The organism is Roseburia sp. OM02-15 (genome assembly GCF_003481835.1).
Taxonomy (GTDB): Bacteria; Bacillota; Clostridia; order Lachnospirales; family Lachnospiraceae; genus Eubacterium_I; species Eubacterium_I ramulus_A.
In genome coordinates this window covers 1-18,597 of sequence record NZ_QULX01000032.1, presented here as the reverse complement: position 1 = coordinate 18,597, position 18,597 = coordinate 1, and the positions used below count along the sequence as shown (strand labels likewise).

Sequence of the window (18,597 nt, the reverse complement as noted above, 5' to 3'; positions counted from 1 at the left end):
GCAAGGCGGTAGACGGATTTCCGTTATCGAAGCGAGCATAGTCCGACCGCGTGAGTGTGTCTGAGCCAACAGCTGTTTTTGCTGTTGGTGAGTTCGCGGAAGCGGTCGGAAATAAGCGGCGCAGCGAAGATAGGAAATCCGGCGTGCCTGCATTGGAGTTTTTCCATCTTGTTCCTTAAAAGACAAACAAGAAGTTACAGAGATGGTAACAAGTCCAGAAAAGCTTCTGTTGGTGCATTGATCGGCAGCGTCGGATTCACCGAAGCCACGATCTGTCTTGCCGGCATTGTCTCTTTCGTCTCAATGATTTCAAGATCTTCATTGTTTTCCCGGACACAATAATCCGGCACACAGGCGATGCCCAATCCAATTCTTGCAAAATCAATCAGCAGATCATTACTGGAAAGTTCGATTTCCGGCACAAGTTCCAACTGATGTTGTAAAAACAGATTGTGCAGAAATTCGCAGGTAGTACAATGACGCTCCAGTGTGATCAGTGGATAACCGGAAAGTTCTGCCAGCCGCAGTACTTTGGACTTCATCGGAAAATAAGCCGGATTTGCCACAAACACATCCCGAAATTCACAAACTGTTTTTCGGATGTAAGACTGATTCAACCGAGTATTTGGAGCATTTGTAATGATCAGATCCACTTTTCCCTGTTCCAGCAGATCCACACAGTTCAGAGAAGTAGCATTTGTAACTTTGATCGGTACATTCGGATACTGCTGATGAAATTTCCGGAAATACGGAACCAGGAAATAGCGGCAGATCGTATCGCTGGCACCAATGTGAAGCTGTCCGAGCCCAAGTCCCTGACTGTCAAACAGCTGATTTTCGCCGCGGCGGATCAGGTTCATTGCCGGTTCAATATGCTTTAACAGCAGCTGTCCGGCAGGAGTGAGCTGCACCTTTTTCGTACTTCGGATAAAAAGCGGCTGTCCAAGTTTTCGCTCCAGTGTCTTAATAGACTGGCTGACCGCAGACTGAGAAATGTACAGGTGTTTGCTGGCCTCCGAAAAACTTAAGGACTGTGCTACGTAAAAAAATACTTTGTAAAGTTCGTAATTAATATCCATAGAAATCTCCCCTTCATATGTTTTGATTTACAGAAATCTCTTTTTATATTAGTATATAAAGTGTGAGAGCGTATGTCAATTATAAATTAGTGAAACTTATATATAGAATTAAATATATTAATTTCTCTAATTGAAGTGAGTACGTTATACTAAGGGTATCATGATAGCACGGAACAGGTCTGTGCTATGCAATAATGCGGAGATGGACAATGGCATATATCCGCTTTACAGAAGCCCATCCCACAGCAGACTTTACAAAAGAAGTTTGGATTAATTTTAAAATGGAGGATCCGATATGAGTAATGTACGCAGAGTCTATGTAGAGAAAAAAGAAGCGTATGCAGTAAAAGCAAAAGAACTGCAGGAAGAAATCAAGAGCTATCTTGGAATTACTTCCGTCACAGGAGTACGTGTTCTGATCCGTTATGATGTGGAAAACATTTCTGAGGCAACTTATCAGAGAGCACTGGTCAGTGTTTTCTCCGAGCCGCCTGTTGATGATATTTATGAAGAGACTTTTGATCTGAAGGGAGCAAAAGCATTCAGCGTGGAATTTTTACCTGGTCAGTTCGATCAGCGAGCAGATTCCGCTGTTCAGTGTGTAAAACTTCTGAATGAGAATGAGGAACCGGTCATCCGTACCGCAACAACTTATGTGATTGAAGGTGATGTGACAGAGGAGCAGTTAGAGGCCATCAAACATCACTGCATCAACCCGGTGGATTCCAGAGAGACTGGTTTTGAAAAACCGGAGACACTGGTTCAGAATTTTGACGAGCCGGCAGATGTTATCGTATTTGACGGTTTCTGCGAGATGCCGGAAGCAGAGCTGAAAGCATTATATGAATCCCTGAATCTGGCTATGACATTCAAGGATTTCCAGCACATTCAGAATTATTTTGTAAAAGATGAGCACCGCAATCCGACTATGACAGAGATCCGTGTACTTGATACATACTGGTCTGATCACTGCCGTCATACCACATTCTCCACAGAGTTAAAGGATGTTGTATTTGAGGATGGCGATTATCTGGAGCCGATCAAAGCTTCCTATGATAACTACAAAGAGACTTATGCAGAACTTTACAAAGATCGTGACGATAAATTTGTATGCCTGATGGATCTTGCCCTGATGGCTATGAAAAAACTGAAAAAAGAAGGAAAACTGGCTGATCAGGAGGAGTCCGATGAGATCAATGCCTGCAGTATTGTTGTTCCGTTGGAAGTGGACGGCAAGACAGAGGAGTGGCTGGTAAACTTCAAAAACGAGACACACAACCATCCGACAGAGATCGAGCCGTTTGGTGGCGCTGCAACCTGTCTTGGTGGAGCAATCCGTGATCCGCTGTCCGGACGTACTTATGTTTACCAAGCTATGCGTATCACAGGTGCCGCTGATCCGACGGTTTCTGTAAAAGATACATTAGAAGGAAAACTTCCGCAGAAGAAGATCGTTCGTTCCGCAGCAGCAGGATACAGCTCCTACGGTAACCAGATCGGTCTGGCAACCGGTTTTGTCAAAGAGGTATATCATCCGAATTATGTGGCAAAACGTATGGAGATCGGTGCCGTTCTTGGTGCAGCTCCGAGACGTGCTGTACAGCGTCTGACTTCTGATCCGGACGATGTCATCATCCTGCTTGGCGGTCGTACCGGACGTGACGGCTGTGGTGGAGCAACCGGTTCTTCCAAAGCACATACCACATCTTCTATCGATACCTGTGGTGCTGAGGTTCAGAAAGGTAACCCGCCGACAGAGCGTAAAGTACAGAGATTATTCCGCAGAGAGGAAGTCAGCCACATCATCAAAAAATGTAACGATTTTGGTGCAGGCGGTGTTTCCGTTGCCATCGGTGAGCTGGCAGACGGTCTGCGTGTTGAATTAGATAAAGTTCCGAAAAAATATGCCGGTCTGGATGGCACAGAGATTTCTATTTCTGAGTCTCAGGAGCGTATGGCTGTTGTCATCGCACCGGAAAATGTAGATCAGTTCCTTGCTTATGCAGCAGAGGAAAACTTAGAGGCTGTTCCGGTAGCGGTTGTTACTGAGGATCCGCGTCTGGTTCTGATCTGGAGAGGCAAAGAAATCGTAAATATCTCCCGTGCATTCCTGAATACAAACGGTGCACATCAGGAGACAGGTGTTCAGGTGGAGATCCCAAGCAAGGCTGACAACTATTTGAACAAGATCGCCCTTGACAGTGTTGCCAAAGATCTGGCAAACAACGATGTAAAAGCTGCATGGGTAGATACCTTAAAAGACTTAAACGTATGCTCCCAGAAAGGTCTGGTGGAAATGTTTGACGGTTCCATCGGAGCAGGAAGTGTATACATGCCATATGGTGGAAAATATCAGTTAACTGAGACTCAGAGTATGGTTGCAAAAATCCCGGTTATGACAGGAAAATGCGATGCCGTTACTATGATGAGTTATGGATTTGATCCGTATCTGTCAAGCTGGAGCCCATATCATGGTTCTGTTTACGCAGTTCTGGAGTCTATTTCAAAAATCGTGGCAGCCGGTGGTGATTACAAGAAGATCCGTTTCACATTCCAGGAGTACTTCCGCAGAATGAGCGAGGATCCGAAACGCTGGAGCCAGCCGTTTGCAGCATTACTTGGTGCATATCAGGCACAGATGAGCTTTGGTCTGCCGTCCATCGGTGGAAAAGATTCCATGTCCGGAACCTTCAATGATATCGATGTACCGCCGACACTGGTTTCCTTTGCAGTAGACGTTGCAAAAGAGCAGGATATCGTGACACCGGAGTTAAAGACAGCAGGCGACAAACTGATGTACTTTACCATTGATCATGATGCATATGATCTGCCGGATTATGAGCAGGTTATGAAACTGTATGATGCAGTATATGCTCTGATTCAGGATAAGAAACTGAAAGCTGTTTACGCACTGGATGCAAAAGGTCTGGTGGCAGCAGTCAGCAAAATGGCATTCGGTAACAAACTGGGAGTATCTCTTCGTGGCTGCCTGAAATCGGAAGAAGCATTTGCACCGGGATTTGGTAATCTGGTAGCAGAAGTTGCACCGGAAGATACCGATGCAGTAAAAGAAGCATTAGAAGCAGTTGGACTTCGTGCAAACGTATCCATCGTTGGTTCCGTTCTGGAAGAGCCGGTTTTCCGTTACGGTGATGTGGAAATTGCTATGGATGACGCATTATCCGCATGGACAAACACACTGGAAAAAGTATATCCGACCAGAGCAACCACAGATAAAAAAGAGCTGGATGCAAAACTTTATACAACAAAAGAAATTTATGTATGCAAAAATAAAATTGCAAAACCGACCGTATTTATTCCGGTATTCCCGGGTACAAACTGTGAGTACGATTCTGCAAAAGCATTTGAACGCGCAGGTGCAAATGTAGTGACCAAAGTATTCAAGAACCTGAACGCACAGGATATTCGTGATTCTGTCGATGTATTTGCAAAAGCCATCGATCAGGCACAGATCATCATGTTCCCGGGTGGATTCTCCGCAGGTGATGAGCCGGAGGGAAGTGCAAAATTCTTTGCAACTGCATTCCGTAACGCAAAGATCAAAGAATCCGTAGAAAAACTCTTAAATGAGCGTGACGGACTCTGCCTTGGTATCTGTAATGGATTCCAGGCACTGATCAAACTTGGTCTGGTTCCTTATGGTGAGATCTGTGAGCAGAAAGCAGATTCTCCGACACTGACATACAATACCATCGGACGTCATATTTCCAAGATGGTTTATACAAAAGTAATGTCCAATAAATCTCCGTGGCTGGCACAGGCAGAGGTTGGAAAGATTTATACTAACCCGGCTTCCCATGGTGAGGGACGTTTCGTAGCAAACGATGAGTGGCTGCAGAAACTCTTTGCAAATGGTCAGGTGGCAACATGCTATGTCAACGAAGCAGGAAATCCAACTATGGATGAAGAGTGGAATGTCAACGGTTCCTACATGGCTATCGAGGGTATCACAAGCCCAGATGGACGTGTACTTGGTAAGATGGCTCACTCTGAGCGTCGTGGTGATGGTGTTGCAATCAACATTTACGGCGAGCAGGATCTGAAGATCTTCGAATCCGGTGTAGCGTTCTTCCGCGACTAGCTTGTTTTTATGTAAAATTAAATAAATGAAGGCGCCCCAATTGATTTTGTCTTTCTGGCTAACAATCGCTCATCAAGAAAAAATCAATTTGGGGCGCATTTACGTTTTCGATTCATCTCAGTCTGAGTTGAGACTCCCACTTCTGCAAGTGGTGAGTAGTAACAAGTATTTCTCAGTGGGAGTTCAATCTCCGACTGAGATAAATGCTCCGCGAGGGCGCACATTGTCTGGGAGACAATGGTTTTGCGCCGACCGGAACGGAGTGTAGAGTGCAGTGATTCTGAAAAGAAGATGTCAGCTTGCGCTGACCAGAATCACGCACCAAGTCTCACGTGCGTTCGACTTGAACAAATTTTACATTATGACTGCGCTGCGTGTCATGTGCACATTCAGACAGGAATAAATCTAAATTATTTGTTGTGCACACGGGAAGGTAAAACATACTAACTATAACGAGTACAGGTATGTGTGATCTTATATGATATGGTTGTTGGATGTTTCGATTTCGTTTTATAAACTAAAATTTACCCACAGTCCCCGCGTATAATCGACATTTTCCGACAAAATCCGCATCGACAAACTGTTACAATATTCGCAAATTGAATGATTACCGAATAAAACAGTTAGATAAGAGGTGTGGTGACGAATGAAAAAACGGAACAGTTTCAGGCGGATTTTAACGATTGGTGTCTGTACCGGTCTGCTATTTTGCATCAGTGGATGCGCAGGGCAGGAGAAACAGATGACGGATCAGACAGAGACGCGTCCACAGATGATCATTGGCAGCGACAATTATCCGCCCTTTAATTATGAAGATGCAGACGGAAAACCGGCAGGAATTGATGTGGATCTTGCAACGGAGGCATTTGACCGGTTAGGTTATGATGCGGTATTTACATATATTGACTGGGAAGCAAAAAAGCAGTTTCTGGAAAACGGAGACATTGACTGCATCTGGGGAAGTTTTTCTATTGATGGCAGAGAAAATCAGTACCACTGGACGACACCCTATATGATCAGTCGTCAGGTAGTGGCAGTCAGTAAAGACAGTGATATCTATACCCTTGCAGATCTGGAAGGAAAACGGGTAGCAGTACAGTCTACGACAAAGCCGGAGGAGATTTTTGCGTCACATACGGATGAACGGATTCCTGAGCTGGCAGAAATATTTTCGTTGCAGAATCGGGAATTGATCTATCCTTTCTTAAGTAAAGGGTATGCGGATGCGGTAGCCGCTCATGAAACCGCAATTTTACAGTGTATGAAGGATTATGACTTAGAATATCGAATCCTGGAAGAACCATTGCAGACGGTGGGGCTTGGCGTTGCATTTTCAAAGTACGATGACAGAGGCATTGAGGCAGAGCTGTCACAGGTATTTGAAGATATGCGTGAGGATGGAACATTAGAGGAAATTCTTGGAAATTATCTGGAACATCCGGAGGATTATCTGGAGGTGGATACCTGTGAAAAATAAAAGTAATCGATTGTTGTATACATTGGAAGTGCTGCTTGGTGTTATCCTGATGGGAGGCGTATTTTTGATCGCAGTACATGTGGATGTCAGAAGCGCGAAGCGGACGTTGACCAGCACAGTCAGTTATATTAAGGAGCAATGTAATCAGTATGAGCGGTTAAATTTAGCATCGGAGACGAAAAGTATGATGCGTATCATCGAAAGTGTGCACCAGATCAATCATGCATTGACAGAAAATGGAACCGATGCCGGAGCAGTGACAACGGAAATGCTGGAGCAATGGGCGCGGGACAGTTATGTAACGGGTGTATTGCTTCTGGATGAAAACGGAAAGGTACAGGTACAGTATGGAGATCCGGTTGATGGGTTGTCGACAGAAGAATTATCGGAGCATATGACATCGGATGCTCTGCAGGATGCGATTCTTTTTTCGGAAAAAACGTATGCTATGCGATTTCACTGTGAAGACGGTTCTTATGCAGATCTGGCAGCTACGGGAAATGCAGATGGCAGTGGGATGGTTGTCGCTTACTATCACACGACGTTAGAATATACACGGGCATTCCATCTGTCGGTGGATACGTTGTTGGTGGGTTATAATCTGGAACAGGATGGAACAATCGTGGTGAGCAGCGGAAAGGAAATCATAGCGTCCAATAATGAGACTTTGATTGGAAAAAGTACCGATGACGTGGAAATTTTGCGGAAAATCAAAGAAGCGGCAGCAAGTGATAAATTGATCCATGCAAGAGGTGATACGGCTGCACTTTCCCACAATTATGGTCTGATGGAGCATGGGCGGGATTATTATGTGTATGCCTATCTGCCGGAGAGCGATGTGTTTGACAGTACGATTCCAAGTGTGATGTTTTCCATCATCGTATACGTGATCATTCTGGTAATTATTCATATGGTGCGCTGGAAAATGGCACAAAATTACAGAGAGAAGCAATTAAGCATTCAGCGGCAGTATAATGAACAGCTGCAAAGTAAAAATGAGCAGTTAAAGCAGGCAGTCGATCAGGCAGATCGAGCAAATGTGGCAAAGACAAGTTTTCTGTCCCGGATGAGTCATGATATTCGCACACCGTTAAACGGGATCATCGGCTTGCTGGAAATTGGAGAGGCACATCCGGAGAATACAAAGCTGCTGCGGGAAAATCAGAAAAAAATGAAAATCTCTGCCAATCATTTACTGTCCCTGATCAACGATATTCTGCAGATGAGTAAGTTGGAAAGCGGAGAAGTTGTGCTGTCGGAGGAACCGATGAATTTGAAAACCCTGTCGGACGATATATTGACGATTGTGGAGCAGCGTGCAGCGGAAGCCGGTGTAACGCTGGAATATGATAAATCTACCGAGCGGGTGGCATTTCAAAATATTTACGGAAGTCCGTTGCATGTGCGTCAGATTTTCCTGAATATTTATGGAAACTGCATCAAATATAACCGGTTGGGCGGAAAAGTGCAGACGAGCTGTAAATGTCTGGGGGTTGATCAGGAGATTGTAACGTATCAGTGGACGATTCAGGATACCGGTGTGGGAATGAGTCAGGAATTTATCCGACACATTTTTGATCCTTTTGCACAGGAGCGGTCGGATGCCAGAAGTGTGTATAATGGTACAGGGCTTGGCATGGCAATTGTAAAAAATCTGGTGGATAAAATGAACGGGACCATTGAGGTGAAAAGCGAAGAAGGCGTGGGTTCCACCTTTGTGATCACGCTGCCATTTCGACTGGCAACAGAGCAGTCGCAGGAACAGCAGCAACAGGAAAGTGAGGAGATTGTTGAGTCGGCGAGCATCGCGGGATGTCGGCTGCTTCTGGTGGAAGATAATGAGTTGAATGTGGAGATTGCAGAAATGTTGCTAGAGGATCAGGGCGCGCAGGTAATGGTCGTAGCGGACGGACAGCAGGCGGTGGATCGGTTTGTCAGTGAACCGCCGGGAACCTTTGATGTGATTTTGATGGATGTGATGATGCCGGTCATGGACGGTCTGACGGCGACTCGAAGGATACGGGAACTGGATCGGGAGGATGCAAAAACAATGCCAATTATTGCCATGACAGCGAACGCTTATGACGAAGATGTGAAGCAATGTCTGGACGCAGGCATGAATGCGCATCTTGCAAAACCATTACAAATGGATCTGGTAGTGGCAGTTATAGGAAAATATTGTAATTAAATTTGAAAAGAAGCGGGAAAAAACATTCAAAAATCCGCTTCTTTTTCGCTTGTTTGTGAACGAAAATGAATGATTGTGAATATTGCATAAAAATAAAATGTTTTTTTGTGAATTACAATGATTGATTATGACTGATTTTGGAGATATAATACAGGCATAACAACAAGTGAGAAAAAAGTAACTACATAATTACAGGAGGTGCAGGATGGTTTACACAGTAACTTTTAATCCATCACTGGATTACATCGTATCGGTCAATAACTTCCAGATGGGTATGACAAATCGGACATGCGCGGAGCAGATGCTTCCGGGAGGCAAAGGAATCAACGTTTCCACAGTATTATACAATCTGGGAATCGAGACAAAAGCACTTGGTTTTTCCGCAGGTTTTACTGGAAAAGAAATCGAGCGCAGAATGGCGGAAATCGGATTTGCACATGATTTTATTTCTTTACCGGACGGCTGTTCCAGAATCAATGTCAAATTGAAGGATTTTGACGGAACTGAAATTAATGGTATGGGACCGGATATCAGCCCGGAGAACGTAGAAGAATTAATGAAGAAACTGGATGAACTGACAGCAGAAGATTATCTGGTACTGGCAGGAAGCATTCCGGGAAGCATGCCGAAAATGATCTATCGTGACATTATGGCAAGACTTGCTTCCAAAGGAGTTCATTTTGTGGTAGATGCAACAGGAGAGCTTTTAATGAACGTATTAGAGTATCATCCGTTCCTGATCAAACCAAACAATCATGAGCTTGGTGAGATCTTCGGTGTCGAGTTGAAAACCAGAGATGACGTACAGCCATATGCAAAGAAATTGCAGGAGATGGGAGCAAGAAACGTACTTGTGTCAATGGCAGGACAGGGTGCAGTTCTCTTAGATGAGAACGGTGAGTCCCATCAGCTTCCGGCACCGAAAGGAACACTGGTGAATGCCGTTGGCGCAGGTGATTCCATGGTAGCAGGATTTGTAGCAGGATGGATTGAAAAAGAAGATTATGAACATGCATTCCGCATGGGAATCTCCGCAGGAAGTGCAAGCGCATTTTCCGAACTGCTTGCAACCGAAGCAGAAATCAGACAGGTATATGCTTCCATCGAAGCATAATAACAGATAATAAAAAACAGATTTTGGCGAATCTGGAAATGTTGGTATTAAATTTTTGTTTCCGTGAAATAAAATTAAAACGTGAAATGAAATTAAAATAGGAAGAGAAGAAGAAAACGTACAAAGTAAAGAGGGAGGTAATGAGAGTATGAGAATTACGGATTTACTGGACAAAAGAAGTATTTCTCTGGATGCAGTTTGTACATCCAAATCGGATGCGCTCGACCAGGCTGTTGCTTTGATGGTAAAAAGCGGCAAGATTAATGATGAGGAAGCGTATCGCAAACAGGTTTACTTAAGAGAAGAAGAAAGTACCACAGGTATCGGTGAAGGTATTGCAATTCCACATGGTAAATGCGATGCAGTTACAAAACCGGGACTGGCAGCTATGGTCATCAAAGATGGTGTTGATTTTGATTCTCTGGATGATGAACCGGTGAACTTGCTGTTTTTGATCGCAGCGCCGAATACTGAGGATAACATCCATCTGGACGTACTCAGTAAACTTTCTATGTTGCTTATGGATGAGAATTTTGTGGAAAATCTGAAAAATGCATCTTCCGTGGATGAATTTTTACAGATCGTAGATGCGGCAGATGAGGAAAAACCGGATCTGAACGATCAGCTGGCAGCTCAGACAGAGACAGAAGGTGCGGTTTGCAAGATCATTGCAGTTACATCCTGCCCGACCGGTATCGCGCATACTTACATGGCAGCTGAAGGTCTGGAAAAAGCGGCAAAAGCCCATAACTGCTCTATTAAAGTAGAAACAAGAGGATCCGGCGGTGCCAAAAATGTAGTGACAGATGCGGAAATCGCAAATGCAGACTGTGTTATCGTAGCAGCAGATGCAAAAGTTCCAATGGATCGTTTTAACGGTAAGAAACTGATTGAAGTTCCTGTTTCTGACGGAATCAGTAAAGCAGACCAACTGGTGGAAAGAGCCATCCATGGTGATGCACCGGTTTACCACAGCAGTTCAGCAGAAAGCCAGAGCTCCAGCTCACAGAAAGCTTCCGGTGGAATCGGACATAAATTATATGTACATCTGATGAATGGTGTATCCCACATGCTTCCATTCGTTGTCGGTGGTGGTATCCTGATCGCAATTGCATTCCTGATTGATGGAATGAATGTCGATATCAATTCACTTTCCGCAGATATGAGAGCAAACTTCGGTACAATCACTCCGGTGGCAGCAGCGTTCAAACAGATCGGTGGAATTGCCTTTGGACTGATGCTTCCGGTTCTGGCAGGATTTATCGCCATGAGTATCGGTGACAGACCTGCACTTGCTGTTGGTTTTGTCGGTGGTATGATGGCAGCAAACGGAAAATCCGGTTTCCTGGGTGCACTTGCAGCAGGTTTCCTGGCAGGTCTGATCATCTTATTACTGAAAAAAGTATTTGCTAAATTACCGGATGCATTGGAGAAAATCACGCCGGTATTGCTTTACCCCGTATGTGGTATTCTGCTGATGGGAATCATTATGATGTTTGTCATCGAGCCGCCGGTAGGAGCGTTGAATACAGCATTAAATACAGCCTTGACCAACATGGGTGCTTCGAGTAAAATATTACTGGGAATTGTATGTGCCGGAATGATGGCAATCGATATGGGTGGTCCATTCAACAAGGCAGCATATGTATTCGGAACCGCAGCAATCGTTGCTGGAAACTATGATATTATGGCAGCTGTTATGATCGGTGGTATGGTACCGCCGTGTGCGATCGCTCTTGCAACTTTGCTCTTTAAGAACAAATTTACAAAAGAGGAGCGCAAATCCGGACCTGTAAACTTTGTTATGGGACTTGCATTCATCACAGAGGGTGCAATTCCGTACGCAGCAGCAGATCCGATCCGTGTTCTGCCATCCTGCGTAGCTGGTTCAGCAGTAGCAGGCGCATTATCCATGGCATTTGGATGTACACTGATGGCACCGCATGGTGGAATCTTCGTTGTACCGGTTATGGGCAATGCAGGAATGTATCTGGTAGCACTTGCAGTCGGAACCGTAATTTCCGCTGTTTTACTCGGTCTTTTGAAGAAAAAAGTAAATGAATAATTGAGAAAAAAGGAGAACTAACCATGAAAGAATTTAAGTATGTAATCACAGATGCACAGGGAATTCACGCACGTCCGGCTTCTGAGCTGGTAAAAGAACTTAAAGGAGTTACTTCCGTTGTTAAACTTACAAAAGAAGGTAAAACGGTTGAGGCCAAAAAATTAATGGCTGTTATGAGCCTTGGAATTAAATGTGGACAGGAAGTTACTGTAACAGTAGAAGGCGAAGATGAGGACGCTGTAGCTGAGAAACTGGAGAACTTCTTCAAAACAAATCTGTAAGATAACGTTCAGAGAAAAATTGGTAAAAGAATGTTTCAGAACATTCAATGAAGGATATTTGGTAGATATTTTAAGCCAGAGAGGCTGTGTACGGTGGAAAACATCTGGCGTGCACAGCTTTTTTACTTCATAAAACGAAGTAAAAAAGCTAAATATGCGACCAGATGCATAAGGAAGATATCTGCTGACGCAGATTGCACCTGGCGCGAAATCGAATAAAGTCCCTGAAGTTATAGAAAAAGGGAGTAGGAGTGAGGATTTATTCGATTTATTAAAAAATGAAGCGGACAAATATATTAAGATTAGGAAAGGAACAGTTTGGTATGAACGTCTATCAGGGAAAAAGCGTATTTGGTGGCATTGCCATTGGACATTTATGTGTATACAAAAAAGGTGAGCAGCAGGTAACACGTCAGAAAATCGAGGACGTGGAAGCTGAAGTAAAACGTTTTCAGGATGCGAAGGAAGCTGCCCAGGCACAGTTAGGCGAACTGTATGATAAGGCGGTCAAAGAAGTCGGCGAGGCAAATGCAGCTATTTTTGAAATGCATCAGATGCTTCTGGAAGATGAGGATTATCAGGATTCTGTGGAAAATATCATCCGCACCCAGCAGGTAAATGCAGAGTATGCGACAGCAGTAACAAGCGATCATTTTTCTTCCATGTTTGCGGAGATGGATGACGACTATATGAAAGAGCGTGCGGCAGATATCCGTGATATTTCCGAGCGTGTGATCGCAAACTTAAGTGGTGAGAACAAGAGCAAAGTCGTTACGGATGAGCCAGTGATCATTCTGGCAGACGATCTGGCTCCGAGTGAGACCGTTCAGCTTGAAAAAGACAAAGTACTTTCTTTCGTAACAGTACATGGTTCTGTAAATTCCCATACAGCAATCCTTGCCCGTACCATGGGAATCCCGGCGCTGGTGAGCACAGAGATGGAGCTGACCGATGATCTGGACGGAAAACTGGCTGTTGTAGACGGAAATCACGGTATGATCTACGTGGAGCCGGATGCAGAGACCATGGAAAAAATGGAAGCTCTGAAAAAAGAGGAAGAGGAAAAAAAAGAACTTCTTCAGACCTTTAAAAATAAAGAAAGCGTTACCCTTGACGGTAAAAAAGTTTTAACTTACGCCAATATTGGAAATGTCAAAGATCTGGCACTTGTGCTTCAGAATGGTGCAGAAGGTATCGGACTTTTCAGAAGTGAGTTCTTATATCTGGAATCTGAGACTTATCCGACAGAGGAAGAACAGTTTGAGGTATACAAAAAAGTTGCAGAGACGATGGCAGGCAAACGTGTTATCATTCGTACTCTTGATATCGGTGCTGATAAACAGGCAGATTATTTTGAATTGGCAAAAGAAGAAAACCCGGCTATGGGTGTACGTGCCATCCGTATCTGCCTGACCAGACCGGAAATTTTCAAGACACAGCTGCGTGCACTGTTCCGTGCAAGTGCATTTGGTAACATTGCGATCATGTATCCGATGATCACTTCTTTATCCGAGATTGCACAGATCAAAGCTATCGTGGAAGAAGTAAAAGCGGAGCTGGATGCAGACAATGTTCCGTATGGCACACCAGAGCAGGGTATCATGATCGAAACTCCGGCAGCAGCAACCATCAGTGACCTGCTGGCAGAAGAAGTAGACTTCTTCAGTATTGGAACCAATGATCTGACACAGTATACACTGGCGATTGACCGTCAGAACCAGTCACTGGATTCCTTCTTTGATGCACATCATATCGCCGTACTTCGTATGATCAATCAGACCATTCAGAATGCACATAAAGCAGGCATCTGGTGTGGTATTTGTGGTGAACTTGGTGCAGACAGTGATCTGACAGAACTGTTCTTGGCAATGGGTATCGATGAGCTGTCCGTATCTCCGGGACGTCTGCTGACCATCCGCCGTCTGATTTGCGAGACAGACAGCAGCGTAAACAGAGAAGAAATTCTGAAAAAATGGTTGCACCAGAAATAAAATTTTATCTCTGATCTTACATTGATTTCTGTAAGAATTGGAGAGAACTGTAAAAGAGATATTATAGAATGTGTATTTTACAGCAAAATGCAATGTGCATTTTGGAATGAAACGTTATATAATTATTTGCAATTGATAAGGGAAAAGAGGATTTTTGTTGTATGTTAACTGAAAAGAGGCAGGAGGAAATATTGCGCCTACTTACCTTGAAAGGCAGTGTGACGGTTCAGGAGCTGAAAGAGTATTTTGATGCTTCGGAATCTACGATCCGACGGGATCTGAATACGTTGGATGAAAAAGGTGCATTGGTCAAGGTATTTGGCGGTGCCATGCTGGCAGAGTCAAATCTTGCCACAAAAGATGAGCAGGTTTCACAGCGCAAGGGGCTGTATCAGGATGAGAAGCAGCAGATTGGAGAATATGCCGCTTCTCTGATCGAACCACATGATTTTGTATATCTGGATGCCGGAACAACGACCGCATGCATGATTCCATATATCACGGAGAAAACGGCAACTTTCGTGACAAATGCGGTATCACATGCACTGGAACTGGCGGGAAAAGGATTTCATGTCATTATTCTGGGCGGTGAACTGAAAGCTGCCACAGAAGCCATTGTTGGAAACGAAGCGTGTATGAGTTTGCAGAAATTCAATTTTACAAAATGCTTTATGGGAACCAACGGGGCATCTCCGGCAGTTGGATTTACCACACCGGAGATTAACGAAGCTAAGATCAAAGAATGTGCCATGACACACAGTCTGAAATCCTATGTGCTGTGTGACAGTACCAAATTTCATCAGGTGAATCCGATTCGGTTTGGAACCTTTGAATCGGCACAGATCATCACGGAAAAACTTCCGGATGTGGTATTAAAACGTTATACGAACATTATTGTGGTGTCGTGAGATATGTAACGTAAATGAAAGGACTCGGGCTATTTTTTCTTGGAAAGCGATTGTTAGCTTACAAGACAAAATAGCCCGAGTCCTTTCTTCATAACCTTAAAATTTTATTACCCCAATTCCTATTGACATTAGGGGAATACTATGATAATATATCCAAGAATTAAGGAAACAATAGATAAAATACAATACTAAGAATAGAAAGTGTGAGGGACTATGAACGTATATTTTGATAATGCGGCAACGACAAAAATGAGCCAGGTTGCATTGGACGCTATGATCCCATGTCTGGAAAACGTATATGCAAACGCATCAAGTCTTCATACTCCGGGACAGAAGTCCAAGGAAGTACTGGAGAAAGCAAGAGAGGAGATCGCAGCCTGTATCGGAGCACAGCCGAATGAGATTTATTTCACTTCCGGCGGAAGCGAGGCTGACAATCAGGCCATCGTATCTGCAGCAAAATGGGGCGCACGCAGAAATAAAAAACACATTATTTCTACTGCCTTCGAGCATCATGCAGTACTTCATACACTGCAGAAACTGGAAAAAGAAGGTTACGAAGTAACATATCTGGATGTCCATGAGAATGGAATGGTTCGTTTAGAGGAAGTTGAGGCAGCCATCCGTCCGGATACATGTCTTGTAACAATTATGTATGCAAATAATGAGATTGGAAGCATTCAGCCAATCCCTGAGATCGGCGCGATCTGCAAAGAAAAAGGCATATATTTTCACACGGATGCGGTACAGGCAGTTGGACACCTCCCAATTAACGTAAAAGAGCAGAATATCGACATGATGTCTGCATCCGCACATAAATTCCACGGACCAAAAGGAGTTGGTTTCCTGTATGCAAGAAAAGGAATCCTGCTTTCCAACATCATCGAAGGTGGTGCACAGGAGCGTGGTAAACGTGCCGGCACAGAGAACATTCCTGCAATCGTAGGTATGGCAGCAGCATTAAAAGATGTTCTGGCACATCAGAAAGAAAATGCAGAAAAAATGACAGCATTGCGTGACCGTCTGATCGAAGGTTTGCTGACAATTCCGCATTCCAAATTGAACGGAGACCGCACAAAACGTCTCCCGGGTAACGTAAACTTCTGTTTCGAAGGCATCGAGGGCGAGTCCCTGTTACTGATGCTTGACATGAAAGGTATTGCAGCATCCTCCGGTTCTGCTTGTACATCCGGTTCCTTAGATCCGTCCCATGTACTTCTTGCAATCGGACTGCCGCACGAAGTAGCACACGGTTCCCTTCGTTTATCCCTGTCTGAGTACAACACACAGGAAGAAGTAGACTATGTATTAGAAGAATTACCGAAGATCGTAACTTATTTAAGAAATATGTCACCGGTTTGGGATGAATTGGAAAAAGGAGAGAAAAAACATGTTATATAGTGAAAAAGTAATGGATCATTTTCAGAATCCAAGAAACGTAGGTAAAATGGAAGATGCTGACGGAGTCGGCGAAGTAGGAAATGCAAAATGCGGCGATATCATGAGAATGTATATCAAAGTTGATGATGACCAGACAATCACAGATGTAAAATTCAATACATTTGGATGTGGTTCAGCCATCGCAACAAGCTCCATGGCTACAGAGATGATCAAGGGTAAAAAAATCGATGAAGCTCTGGAACTCTCCAACCGTGCAGTAGTTGAGGCACTTGATGGACTTCCACCAGCAAAAATTCACTGTTCCGTACTTGCTGAGGAAGCAGTAAAGGCAGCAGTAAAAGATTACTATGACAAAAACGGCATTGAGTACGATCATGAGAAATTCCAGTCTGTAGACTGTGCACATTGCCACGAATAAAACACCATTCCTTAAATGATAAATACTTGTGAGCGAAAGAAAAGCGTCCTTTGCAGGGCGCTTTTCTTATACAACAAAAAGTAAAAGTTTTACCTACAATTTACAGTAATATGCTTTGGTTTTTACGATGGCATGCTACGATTTCAGTATCAAAAGAAAAGAGTTTTTGATATTGAGAAAGAGGGCATGACATGATGGAAAGGATTTATGCATATTCAAATAAAACAGGAAAACATACAGCAATTTCAGGTAAATATTTGTATCTGTTTTTACGTACAGTAGTTGTAGCAGCAATCTCACTGGCAGCAGTGATGATTTTGAATCTGTTTGTTACGATTCCGGGAATGACACATCTGGCATTTCTAATGCTGGTTTGTGGATGGATTACACTTGGATATGGATTTTTTGGCGGTATCTTAACATTGATGCGACGATAAAGAAACATAATTTTTTATGACAAGTGAAATTACAAGAAATATAGAGTGTGCGATGTGGAATGAAAAATCTGCATCGCACATTTGCTTTTCTATAAAAAGAACGGAATTCCGGGAGTAGCCTGCGGTCTTGGAAATCTGATTTTTCCGGACAACAGTAATCTGATTACGGGAATTGTACTGGAGTTTGCTGTTCCAACGGCGGTAGTTAGTTTGATGTGGGTAACGATTTACAGCGGTAATAATGCCATGTCACTGGCACTTGTAGTCATTGACACTGTTCTGGCACCGTTTTTAATACCGGCGACATTGCATGTTATGGTTGGTTCAAGAGTGCAGATCGATGTAACACAGATGATGCTGCAGCTTATTTTTATGGTGGCATTGCCGGCGGTTCTGGCGATGACATTAAACCAATGCAGCAAAGGAAAAACACAGAAGGTACTGCCATCAAAACTGGCACCGTTTTCCAAGATGGCATTGATTTTTATGGTAGCTTCCAATTCTTCCGGTGTAGCGCCTTATATCCGTCATATGAATCTGGAGCGGATGAAAGTGGCAGGCGTGATCTTACTGCTGGCAGCAGGTGGATATGCCATCGGATTGCTTATTGCGCGGTTGATGCATCAGGATCGTGAAACACAGATTTCCATGATGTATGGAGCAGGTATGCGAAATATCAGCGCTGGAGCAGTCATTGCGGCAACGTCGTTTCCAGGAGAAGTACTGTTCCCTGTTATGATTGGAACATTGTTTCAGCAGGTTCTTGCGGCATTGTATGGCAAGATTGTCTGTGAAAGAAACAAGGATAAGTAAGACTACTTTTTTAACAAATTATAGCAAGAATTCTCCTTCCTCTACAGGTGGGAGATGAATTGCAAAAATAAATATAAACGGAAAAAATAGAACACTTGTTCTATAGCGGAAAATGTGGTATAATACAATCAGTTGAAAAGCCAGAAGGGACTGATTGTATGGATAAAATGGATCATAATGCACATTCAGTATATCTGATGTATTATCAGCTGATTATGGTTGTAAAAGATAGAAGAAAAGTAATAGATGATCCGATTTCAGAACGGCAAAGGAAATATGGGAACATATTGCACCTGATTACGGGATCACACTGGAAAAATGGA

The 18,597-nt window shown here is 43.7% G+C and carries 13 protein-coding genes and 1 pseudogene; 13 read left to right on the top strand and 1 reads right to left on the bottom strand.

Annotation, left to right across the window (positions count from 1 at the left end):
* Window positions 1-194 precede the first annotated feature (194 nt).
* Window positions 195-1,079 (bottom strand): LysR family transcriptional regulator, encoded by an 885-nt coding sequence (locus tag DXB15_RS16115; protein ID WP_109216847.1) that lies wholly within the window; start codon window positions 1,077-1,079, stop codon window positions 195-197.
* 295 nt (window positions 1,080-1,374) lie between these two features.
* Between DXB15_RS16115 and DXB15_RS16110 the strand changes: the two genes are divergently transcribed.
* The 13 genes and pseudogenes from DXB15_RS16110 to DXB15_RS17385 all read left to right on the top strand — a co-directional run.
* On the top strand, window positions 1,375-5,181 hold the full coding sequence (locus DXB15_RS16110; protein WP_109216846.1) for a phosphoribosylformylglycinamidine synthase: 3,807 nt from the start codon (window positions 1,375-1,377) through the stop codon (window positions 5,179-5,181).
* 646 nt (window positions 5,182-5,827) lie between these two features.
* Window positions 5,828-6,658 carry a substrate-binding periplasmic protein gene (locus DXB15_RS16105; RefSeq protein ID WP_118703490.1) on the top strand — a complete coding sequence of 277 codons (831 nt, stop codon included), beginning with the start codon at window positions 5,828-5,830 and terminating at the stop codon, window positions 6,656-6,658.
* Window positions 6,648-8,846, top strand: coding sequence for a response regulator (locus DXB15_RS16100; RefSeq protein WP_243115680.1), 2,199 nt, complete (start codon window positions 6,648-6,650; stop codon window positions 8,844-8,846). Before DXB15_RS16105 ends, DXB15_RS16100 begins: the two co-directional genes overlap by 11 nt.
* Window positions 8,847-9,051: 205 nt before the next feature.
* The gene (pfkB, locus tag DXB15_RS16095; RefSeq protein ID WP_109216843.1) at window positions 9,052-9,960 is read left to right on the top strand and encodes a 1-phosphofructokinase; all 909 of its coding nucleotides are present in this window, start codon (window positions 9,052-9,054) and stop codon (window positions 9,958-9,960) included.
* Between the two features lie 148 nt (window positions 9,961-10,108).
* The gene (locus DXB15_RS16090) at window positions 10,109-12,025 is read left to right on the top strand and encodes a PTS fructose transporter subunit IIABC (protein ID WP_109216842.1); all 1,917 of its coding nucleotides are present in this window, start codon (window positions 10,109-10,111) and stop codon (window positions 12,023-12,025) included.
* A 23-nt stretch (window positions 12,026-12,048) separates the two neighbouring features.
* The gene (locus DXB15_RS16085) at window positions 12,049-12,306 is read left to right on the top strand and encodes an HPr family phosphocarrier protein (RefSeq protein ID WP_021739221.1); all 258 of its coding nucleotides are present in this window, start codon (window positions 12,049-12,051) and stop codon (window positions 12,304-12,306) included.
* A 323-nt stretch (window positions 12,307-12,629) separates the two neighbouring features.
* Entirely contained in the window at window positions 12,630-14,297 is a 1,668-nt protein-coding gene (ptsP, locus tag DXB15_RS16080) for a phosphoenolpyruvate--protein phosphotransferase (RefSeq protein ID WP_118703491.1), read from the top strand.
* Window positions 14,298-14,458: 161 nt separating this feature from the next.
* Window positions 14,459-15,205 carry a DeoR/GlpR family DNA-binding transcription regulator gene (locus tag DXB15_RS16075; RefSeq protein WP_109216867.1) on the top strand — a complete coding sequence of 249 codons (747 nt, stop codon included), beginning with the start codon at window positions 14,459-14,461 and terminating at the stop codon, window positions 15,203-15,205.
* A 213-nt stretch (window positions 15,206-15,418) separates the two neighbouring features.
* Complete coding sequence (nifS, locus tag DXB15_RS16070) at window positions 15,419-16,606, top strand: cysteine desulfurase NifS (RefSeq protein ID WP_109216868.1); 1,188 nt, start codon at window positions 15,419-15,421, stop codon at window positions 16,604-16,606.
* Window positions 16,596-17,024, top strand: coding sequence for a Fe-S cluster assembly scaffold protein NifU (nifU, locus tag DXB15_RS16065; protein WP_109216869.1), 429 nt, complete (start codon window positions 16,596-16,598; stop codon window positions 17,022-17,024). The genes nifS and nifU overlap by 11 nt, the downstream gene beginning before the upstream one ends.
* A gap of 191 nt (window positions 17,025-17,215) precedes the next feature.
* Window positions 17,216-17,461: a hypothetical protein gene (locus DXB15_RS16060; RefSeq protein ID WP_109216870.1), complete on the top strand. Its 246-nt coding sequence runs from the start codon at window positions 17,216-17,218 to the stop codon at window positions 17,459-17,461.
* A gap of 81 nt (window positions 17,462-17,542) precedes the next feature.
* A complete protein-coding gene (locus DXB15_RS16055; protein ID WP_243115679.1) occupies window positions 17,543-18,274 on the top strand; it encodes a bile acid:sodium symporter family protein in 732 nt (243 codons plus the stop codon).
* Between the two features lie 158 nt (window positions 18,275-18,432).
* Window positions 18,433-18,597, top strand: a pseudogene (locus DXB15_RS17385) (transposase); the annotation flags it as partial.